Raw genomic sequence first — 4,701 nt, 5'->3', positions numbered from 1 at the left:
GCCGCAGCAACGCGTTCGGTCCGCGCGGTGTGTCGAGGGCACGGCTGTAGCGCACCGCCACCCGCTCGGCGGCGGTGAACACCACGCCGCGGCGCGCGTCGTCGGCCTTCTGCCGGGCCCGGTCGTGCATCTTCTCGAACACCCGCGGCACGCCGAGGATGAACGTCGGCCGGTGCCTGCGCAGTTGCTCCAGCGCGTCGGCGATGTCGGGGCTGTGCACCATCGTCACCCGCGCCTGCACCACGGCCACCTGGATCAGGCGGGCGAACACGTGCGCGAGGGGCAGGAACAGCACCGTCGACGCCCCGGGCCGCACCAGCTGCGGCAGCACCGCGAGCGAGCCGGCGGCGTCGCAGTAGATGTTGCGGTGCGTCAGCGTGCAGCCCTTCGGACGACCGGTCGTGCCGCTCGTGTAGACGATCGTGGCCACGTCCGCGTCGGCCACCCGTTCCCGGCGCGCCTCGAGCTGTGCGTCGTCGACGGTGCGGCCCTGCCCGGCCAGCGCGATCAGCCCGCCCGCATCGATCTGCCAGGTCCGGCGCAGCGTCGGCAGGCCGTCCTGGAGGCCGGTGACCGTCGCGGCGTGGTCGTCGGTCTCCACGACGCATCCCACCGCTTCGGAGTCGGCGAGGATCCACTCGATCTGCTCAGGGCTGGAGGTGTCGTAGATCGGCACGGTCACCGCGCCGATCGCCCACAACGCGTAGTCCACGAGCGTCCACTCGTACCTGGTGCGGCTGATCAGACCGACCCGGTCACCGTGCTCGACACCCGCGGCGATGAACCCGCGGGCGACGTCATGCACGTCATCGCGGAAGGCGGCGCAGCTCACGATCGATGCCCCGGTCCGCGAGGCGGGAGGCGCCGGCCAGGAACGGGGATCCGGATCGGGGCGCACGAACTGTGGCGTCTCCGGGTGGTGCCGGGCGTTGTCCCACACGGTTTCCGCGAGTCCGCGCATTCGCACGCCGGTGACCACGGGATCGACCGTCACGTACTGCACGCCGCACACTCCACTGTCGACCCGGATCCATCCGACCTCGATGATGCCGCCGATCCGCCCGGGACGAGACCAAATGCCCGAAAGCGACCCTTTACAGCGGATCTGTTGTAGGTTGTGGGAGCTGCCAAGTCCGTCTGGAGGCGACGACATGCTCGATCTCGAGCCGTCATTCCGCTGACAGCCGTGAATCCTCTCCGCGGGGTGCGCCGGCTGGCCGACCGGACTCCTGCCTCCCGCGAGCGGTTCATCGACCTGCTGCGGGCGATCGCGATCGTCGCCGTGGTGCTCGGCCACTGGCTGGTCACCGTCGTGGAATACCAGAACGGCGAGCTGACCGGCCGTTCGGCCCTGCCCGACCTGCGCTGGGCGCACCCGATCACGTGGGTGGTGCAGGTCATGCCGATCTTCTTCCTCGTCGGCGGCTACGCCAACGCGGCCTCCCTGAGCTCGCACTACCGCAAGGGGTGGCGTGCGGGGGACTGGCTGGTCCACCGCGCGGCCCGGCTGGTGCGGCCCTGCACCGCCCTCATCATCACCCTCGCCGCTCTCGCCGGGTTCGCCCGGCTGTGGGAACCGCCGGGGCTGGACCCCGTGCGCGTGCGGCTGGCGGTGTGGACCGCCTCCATCCCGTTGTGGTTCCTGTCGGTCTACCTCATCGTCGTCGCGCTCGCCCCGCTGATGTGGGCCCTGCACCGCCGCTACGGCATCGCGGTGCCGGCGGTCCTGCTCGTGCTGGTCATGGCCGGCGACCTGGCCCGGCTGTACGGCGACGACAGGTTGGGCAACGGGAGCTTCCTGTTCGGCTGGCTCGGGGTCCACCAGATCGGCTTCTTCTGGCGCGACGGCCGCCTGCCCACGCGCCCGCGTACCCTCCTGGCGCTCTTACTCGGCGGCCTGGCCGTGCTGCTGGTCCTCGTCGTGCCCGGCCCCTACCCGGTCAGCATGATCAACGTGCCCGGGGAGCGCCTGCACAACATGTCACCACCCAGCCTGGCCCTCATCGCGCTGTTCACCGTGCAGCTCGCCGTAGCTCTGCTCGTCCGCGGGCCTGCCGAGCGCTGGCTGCGCCGCACCGGACCCTGGATGGCCGTCATCGCGGTCAACGCGGTCGCCCTCACGGTCTTTCTGTGGCACATGACGGCCGCCATCCTGTCCGCGGTGATCCTGCACGAGGCCGGTGTGCTGCCCACCCCCGCTGCCGGCAGCGGAGAATGGTGGGCCTGGCGCATACCGTGGCTGGCCATGCTCACCGTCGTCCTCGCCATCCTGGTCGCCATCTTCGGACCCATCGAGTTCGCCGCCGGTCGTAGGGCCAAACGACGCGCCCGATGGATGCCCGGTCCGCTGGCCGCCGTGCTGGCCCTCCCCGCGCCGCGCCTGGTGCTGGCCCTCGTGGGGTTCGGCGGGGTCGCCTTCGGCCTGCTCGACAACAACCTGCTGCCACGTGAGGAGCCCGCCCCGCTCGGCATCCCGACGATGGCACTGGCCGGCTACTTCGGCGGCGCGATCCTGCTCCGCGTCCTGAGCGCCGCACCCGTCGCCGTGCCGGGCACCGAGCCGGCGGGCGCGGTCAACGTGCGGTGACGGCCGCGTCGTGGGTGTGGTAGTCGCCGGGGAACGTGACCGGCCGGCCAACCTCCGCGGTGAACTCCGTGCCCCGATGGCGCGCCGTGACCGGATCGCCTTCGCGCACGGCGTAGGTGACCAGCTCGGGCTCGATCGTCACCTCGAGCACCGAGCCCTCGATGCGCAGCGGAAACCGGATGCGCCGCGCCCTGGTGGGCAGCGTCGGGGCGAACTCCCGGGTCCGCCAGCGATACCCGCCGAAGCCGTACACGACCGCCATCCACGTGCCCGCGGCCGAGGCGAGGTGCAGCCCGTCGCGTACGTTGCCCGCCGTGTCCGCCAGGTCCAGCGCCAGCGCGTCGACGAGGTACTCCTCCGCGGTCCGGTACTTGCCGGCGTCCGCGGCCGCGATCGCCTGGACGCACTCCGACAGCGACGAGTCGCCCGTGGTCAGCGGGTCGTAGTACGCGAAGACCCGGCGGCGCTCCTCGGCGGTGAACCGCTCCGGGAGCAGCACCGTCGCGAGCACGACGTCGGCCTGCTTGATCACCTGGTGCCGGTAGATGACCAGCGGGTGGTGACTGAGCAGCAGCGGGTACTTCTCGGCGGGCGTGCTGGCGAAGTCCCACGGCTTCCGGTCGATGAACCCGTCGTCCTGCAGGTGTACGCCCGCGCGGGCGTCGTACGGAACGTGCATCCTCTCCGCCGCCCGACGCCACACGTCCGGCTCCTGCGGCGCCAGGCCGGTCCTGGCCACCAACCGGTCGTACGCGTCCCGGTCGTGCGAGCGCAGAGCCGCCACGGCGTCCGCGGCCGTCCGCAGGTTCTCGGCCGCCATCAGGTTCGTGAAGAGGTTGTTGTCCACCACGGTGGAGTACTCGTCCGGGCCGGTGACCCCGTGGATCACGAACTCCCCGTCGAGCCGCTCCGAGAAGAACCCGAGGCTGACCCACATCCGTGCGGTCTCCACCAGCAACTCGGTCCCGTGCCGGTGCAGCAGGTCGACATCGCCGGTGAGCCGCACGTACTGGTCGAGCGCGTAGGCGATGTCGGCGTTGATGTGGTACTGCGCCGTGCCCGCGGCGTAGTACGGCGAGGCTTCCTCCCCGTTGATCGTGCGCCACGGGAACAGCGCCCCCGCACACGACACCTGTCGTGCCCGCTCCCGCGCCGCCGGCAGCGCGTCGACGCGGTGCATCAACAGGCTGCGGGCCGCCGACGGGTTGGTGTGGACGAGAAACGGCAGCAGGTACGTCTCGGTGTCCCAGAAGTAGTGCCCCTCGTAGCCCGTCCCGGTCTGCCCCTTCGAGGGGACACCGTGGCCCTCGCTGCGTGCGGTCCCCTGCAACAGTGCGAACAGGCCGAACCGCAGCGCCTGTTGCGCCGTTCGCGAGCCCGTCCATTCCACGTCGCTGCCGGCCCAGAACGCCGCCAGCTCCCTCCTGTGCTCCTGCAGGGCCGCCGGATACCCGGCGTCGATCGCGCGGTAGAGGGTGGCGTCGGTCCGGTCCGCCAATGCGTCGCTGTCCACGGAGCCGTAGTGGTACGCGAGCCACTTCGTCAGCGTCACGGTCTGGCCGGGCACCGCCCGCACCGCGAACACCACGTAGGCGCGATCACGGTCGACGCGCGTACGCATGTGCGTCAGCGTCGCCGGGTCGAACGAGTGGTCCATCGCGGCCGCGACCGCCAGCCCGCTGCCGGCGGTGCGGTACATCCGGGTCACGCGTACGCCGTCGACCCGCTCCCCGTCGGCCCGCATCGCGTCCTCGGCCAGCGACCGGGTCCGGCGCGGGTCCGCGTCGGGGTCCGTGACCACCGCCGGGCGGGTGACCAGCTCGGAGGACACGATCAGGTCCGTCGGCGCACCCGGCTCCGCCTGGCCCTCCGGCCCGTGCAGGATGGTCAGGTCGTAGCGGACGCACGCCAGGTGCCGATGGGCCAGCGACACGAAGCGGGACGAGTCGATCCTGATCGGCAGGCCGCCCGGCAGCTGGTAGGTGACGCTGCGGCTCACCGTCCCGTCCGCCATGTCCAGGGTCCGCTCGTACGCGCGAACCTCGGTGGTGCCCATGTTCACCGGCTCCTCGTCGACGCGGAGCCGGATGGTGGTGCCGTCCGGGACCGGGACC

Annotated in this window: 3 protein-coding genes; 1 reads left to right on the top strand and 2 read right to left on the bottom strand. The window is 71.6% G+C overall.

What is annotated here, in order from left to right; genetic code table 11:
* Positions 1–1,003: AMP-binding protein (locus AB0H87_RS38230; protein WP_360157522.1), on the bottom strand; the 1,003-nt coding region annotated here is incomplete at its 3' end.
* A gap of 183 nt (positions 1,004–1,186) precedes the next feature.
* Here AB0H87_RS38230 and AB0H87_RS38225 point away from each other — a divergent pair.
* Positions 1,187–2,587 (top strand): acyltransferase, encoded by a 1,401-nt coding sequence (locus tag AB0H87_RS38225; RefSeq protein ID WP_360157519.1) that lies wholly within the window; start codon positions 1,187–1,189, stop codon positions 2,585–2,587.
* Here the strand turns inward: AB0H87_RS38225 and AB0H87_RS38220 are convergent.
* Positions 2,574–4,701: glycosyl hydrolase family 65 protein (locus AB0H87_RS38220; RefSeq protein ID WP_360157516.1), on the bottom strand; the 2,128-nt coding region annotated here is incomplete at its 5' end. The two genes, AB0H87_RS38225 and AB0H87_RS38220, sit on opposite strands and share 14 nt — an antisense overlap.

It is taken from the genome of Asanoa sp. NPDC050611, assembly GCF_040654855.1.
Lineage (GTDB): Bacteria > Actinomycetota > Actinomycetes > Mycobacteriales > Micromonosporaceae > Asanoa.
The sequence above is the reverse complement of the archived record's forward strand: the minus strand, read 5'-3'. Positions and strand labels throughout refer to the sequence as shown.